Here is a 5035-nt window from a genome sequence, read left to right on the forward strand (position 1 = left end):
TCATTATGATGCCAGTGTAAATTTAGAGCTTTATCAAATTTTCTTTTATGGAGAGTTTGATCCTGGCTCAGGACGAACGCTGGCGGCGTGCCTAATACATGCAAGTCGAGCGAACAGATAAGGAGCTTGCTCCTTTGACGTTAGCGGCGGACGGGTGAGTAACACGTGGGCAACCTGCCCTATAGTTGGGGATAACTCCGGGAAACCGGGGCTAATACCGAATAATACATTTTATCTCCTGATGAGATGTTGAAAGATGGCATCTAGCTATCGCTATAGGATGGGCCCGCGGCGCATTAGCTAGTTGGTGAGGTAACGGCTCACCAAGGCGACGATGCGTAGCCGACCTGAGAGGGTGATCGGCCACACTGGGACTGAGACACGGCCCAGACTCCTACGGGAGGCAGCAGTAGGGAATCTTCCACAATGGGCGAAAGCCTGATGGAGCAACGCCGCGTGAGTGAAGAAGGTTTTCGGATCGTAAAACTCTGTTGTAAGGGAAGAACAAGTACAGTAGTAACTGGCTGTACCTTGACGGTACCTTATTAGAAAGCCACGGCTAACTACGTGCCAGCAGCCGCGGTAATACGTAGGTGGCAAGCGTTGTCCGGAATTATTGGGCGTAAAGCGCGCGCAGGCGGTCCTTTAAGTCTGATGTGAAAGCCCACGGCTCAACCGTGGAGGGTCATTGGAAACTGGAGGACTTGAGTGCAGAAGAGGAAAGTGGAATTCCAAGTGTAGCGGTGAAATGCGTAGAGATTTGGAGGAACACCAGTGGCGAAGGCGACTTTCTGGTCTGTAACTGACGCTGAGGCGCGAAAGCGTGGGGAGCAAACAGGATTAGATACCCTGGTAGTCCACGCCGTAAACGATGAGTGCTAAGTGTTAGGGGGTTTCCGCCCCTTAGTGCTGCAGCTAACGCATTAAGCACTCCGCCTGGGGAGTACGGTCGCAAGACTGAAACTCAAAGGAATTGACGGGGGCCCGCACAAGCGGTGGAGCATGTGGTTTAATTCGAAGCAACGCGAAGAACCTTACCAGGTCTTGACATCCCATTGACCGCTATGGAGACATAGTTTTCCCTTCGGGGACAGTGGTGACAGGTGGTGCATGGTTGTCGTCAGCTCGTGTCGTGAGATGTTGGGTTAAGTCCCGCAACGAGCGCAACCCTTGTTCTTAGTTGCCATCATTTAGTTGGGCACTCTAAGGAGACTGCCGGTGACAAACCGGAGGAAGGTGGGGATGACGTCAAATCATCATGCCCCTTATGACCTGGGCTACACACGTGCTACAATGGACGGTACAAACGGTTGCCAACCCGCGAGGGGGAGCTAATCCGATAAAACCGTTCTCAGTTCGGATTGTAGGCTGCAACTCGCCTACATGAAGCCGGAATCGCTAGTAATCGCGGATCAGCATGCCGCGGTGAATACGTTCCCGGGCCTTGTACACACCGCCCGTCACACCACGAGAGTTTGTAACACCCGAAGTCGGTGAGGTAACCTTTTGGAGCCAGCCGCCGAAGGTGGGACAGATGATTGGGGTGAAGTCGTAACAAGGTAGCCGTATCGGAAGGTGCGGCTGGATCACCTCCTTTCTAAGGATATATAACGGAATGATTGACCTTGGGTCAATCAACATTAACGTTTTGTGTTCAGTTTTGAAGGTTCAGAAATGAAACTTCAAACTTGCTCCTGCCGCGAAGAAAAGGCTAAGAGGTAACTCAAAGCTTTCGTCGCAAAACTGCACGGAGTAATCTCACTGATGCAAAGTCACGATGTGACTGAAGTCAGTAGTCTTGTTCTTTGAAAACTGGATAAAACGACATTGAAAGCAACAAAATTCAAGCAATTTATCGTAAAGTTCTTAAGTCTTTTCTTGAATCAAGAAGAGCAGTAACTAACTTTTTAGGTTAAGTTATGAAGGGCGCACGGTGGATGCCTTGGCACTAGGAGCCGATGAAGGACGGCACTAACACCGATATGCTTCGGGGAGCTGTAAGTAAGCTTTGATCCGGAGATTTCCGAATGGGGGAACCCACTGTTCGTAATGGAACAGTATCTTGACGTGAATACATAGCGTCATGATGGCATACCCAGGGAACTGAAACATCTAAGTACCTGGAGGAAGAGAAAGAAAATATTCGATTCCCTGAGTAGCGGCGAGCGAAACGGGAATAGCCCAAACCAAGAGGCTTGCCTCTTGGGGTTGTAGGACACTCTATATGGAGTTACAAAGGAATGAATTAGGCGAAGCGACCTGGAAAGGTCTGCCGCAGAGGGTAAAAGCCCCGTAGTCGAAAGTTCATTCTCTCTTGAGTGTATCCTGAGTACGGCGGAACACGTGAAATTCCGTCGGAATCCGGGAGGACCATCTCCCAAGGCTAAATACTCCCTAGTGACCGATAGTGAACCAGTACCGTGAGGGAAAGGTGAAAAGCACCCCGGGAGGGGAGTGAAATAGAACCTGAAACCGTGTGCCTACAAGTAGTTAGAGCCCGTTAATGGGTGATAGCGTGCCTTTTGTAGAATGAACCGGCGAGTTACGATTACGTGCAAGGTTAAGTCGAGAAGATGGAGCCGTAGCGAAAGCGAGTCTGAATAGGGCGGTATTAAGTACGTGGTCGTAGACCCGAAACCAGGTGATCTACCCATGTCCAGGGTGAAGGTGAGGTAACACTCACTGGAGGCCCGAACCCACGCACGTTGAAAAGTGCGGGGATGAGGTGTGGGTAGCGGAGAAATTCCAATCGAACTTGGAGATAGCTGGTTCTCTCCGAAATAGCTTTAGGGCTAGCCTCGTGATTAAGAATACTGGAGGTAGAGCACTGTTTGGACTAGGGGCCCATCTCGGGTTACCGAATTCAGACAAACTCCGAATGCCAGATATTTATACACGGGAGTCAGACTGCGAGTGATAAGATCCGTAGTCAAAAGGGAAACAGCCCAGACCACCAGCTAAGGTCCCAAAGTAATCGTTAAGTGGAAAAGGATGTGGCGTTGCTTAGACAACCAGGATGTTGGCTTAGAAGCAGCCATCATTTAAAGAGTGCGTAATAGCTCACTGGTCGAGTGACGCTGCGCCGAAAATGTATCGGGGCTAAACGATTCACCGAAGCTGTGGATGGACATCTTTGATGTCCGTGGTAGGAGAGCGTTCTAAGGGCGTTGAAGTCAGACCGGAAGGACTGGTGGAGCGCTTAGAAGTGAGAATGCCGGTATGAGTAGCGAAAGATGGGTGAGAATCCCATCCACCGTATGACTAAGGTTTCCTGAGGAAGGCTCGTCCGCTCAGGGTTAGTCGGGACCTAAGTCGAGGCCGATAGGCGTAGACGATGGACAACAGGTTGATATTCCTGTACCACCTCCCCGCCGTTTGAGTAATGGGGGGACGCAGTAGGATAAGGTAAGCGCGCTGTTGGATATGCGCGCCCAAGCAGTAAGGCGTGGAAGTAGGCAAATCCGCTTCCTAATACGCCAAGCTGTGATGGGGAGCTCTATTGAGCGAAGTACCTGATTTCACGCTGCCAAGAAAAGCCTCTAGCGAGGCGGGAGGTGCCCGTACCGCAAACCGACACAGGTAGTCGAGGAGAGAATCCTAAGGTGTGCGAGAGAACTCTCGTTAAGGAACTCGGCAAAATGACCCCGTAACTTCGGGAGAAGGGGTGCTCTCGTGAGAGAGCCGCAGTGAATAGGCCCAGGCGACTGTTTAGCAAAAACACAGGTCTCTGCAAAACCGTAAGGTGACGTATAGGGGCTGACGCCTGCCCGGTGCTGGAAGGTTAAGAGGAGGGGTTAGCGTAAGCGAAGCTCTGAATTGAAGCCCCAGTAAACGGCGGCCGTAACTATAACGGTCCTAAGGTAGCGAAATTCCTTGTCGGGTAAGTTCCGACCCGCACGAAAGGCGTAACGATCTGGGCACTGTCTCAACGAGAGACTCGGTGAAATTATAGTACCTGTGAAGATGCAGGTTACCCGCGACAGGACGGAAAGACCCCGTGGAGCTTTACTGTAGCCTGATATTGAATTTTGGCACAACTTGTACAGGATAGGTAGGAGCCAGAGAACTCGGAGCGCCAGCTTCGAGGGAGGCGTCGGTGGGATACTACCCTGGTTGTGTTGAAATTCTAACCCATACCCCTTAGCGGGGTAGGAGACAGTGTCAGGTGGACAGTTTGACTGGGGCGGTCGCCTCCTAAAAGGTAACGGAGGCGCCCAAAGGTTCCCTCAGAATGGTTGGAAATCATTCGTAGAGTGTAAAGGCACAAGGGAGCTTGACTGCGAGACCTACAAGTCGAGCAGGGTCGAAAGACGGGCTTAGTGATCCGGTGGTTCCGCATGGAAGGGCCATCGCTCAACGGATAAAAGCTACCCCGGGGATAACAGGCTTATCTCCCCCAAGAGTCCACATCGACGGGGAGGTTTGGCACCTCGATGTCGGCTCATCGCATCCTGGGGCTGTAGTCGGTCCCAAGGGTTGGGCTGTTCGCCCATTAAAGCGGTACGCGAGCTGGGTTCAGAACGTCGTGAGACAGTTCGGTCCCTATCCGTCGTGGGCGTAGGAAATTTGAGAGGAGCTGTCCTTAGTACGAGAGGACCGGGATGGACACACCGCTGGTGTACCAGTTGTCTTGCCAAAGGCATCGCTGGGTAGCTATGTGTGGACGGGATAAGTGCTGAAAGCATCTAAGCATGAAGCCCCCCTCAAGATGAGATTTCCCATTACGCAAGTAAGTAAGATCCCTCAAAGACGATGAGGTAGATAGGTTCGAGGTGGAAGTGTGGTGACACATGGAGCTGACGAATACTAATCGATCGAGGACTTAACCAAATCTTGAATGCATTCAATGTCTTTATCCAGTTTTGAGAGAACAAAATATATTACTATATGAAAAAAATGCTTGCATTTAGTTTCTAAAGTAGTATAATAAAGCTTGTCTCAAATGAATAAAGTCTAGTGATGATGGCAAAGAGGTCACACCCGTTCCCATACCGAACACGGAAGTTAAGCTCTTTAGCGCCGATGGTAGTTGGGG

General features: G+C 50.9%; 3 rRNA genes. All 3 read left to right on the top strand.

Features of this window, described 5'->3' with window-relative positions:
• Window positions 1-44 precede the first annotated feature (44 nt).
• A 16S ribosomal RNA gene (locus MHH69_RS19255) occupies window positions 45-1597 on the top strand.
• Window positions 1598-1910: 313 nt separating this feature from the next.
• Window positions 1911-4830: ribosomal RNA gene (locus MHH69_RS19260) — 23S ribosomal RNA — on the top strand.
• A gap of 122 nt (window positions 4831-4952) precedes the next feature.
• A 5S ribosomal RNA gene (gene rrf / locus MHH69_RS19265) occupies window positions 4953-5035 on the top strand; the annotation flags it as partial.

This window comes from Ureibacillus sp. FSL E2-3493, assembly GCF_038077515.1.
GTDB classification, from domain to species: Bacteria; Bacillota; Bacilli; order Bacillales_A; family Planococcaceae; genus Ureibacillus; species Ureibacillus halotolerans.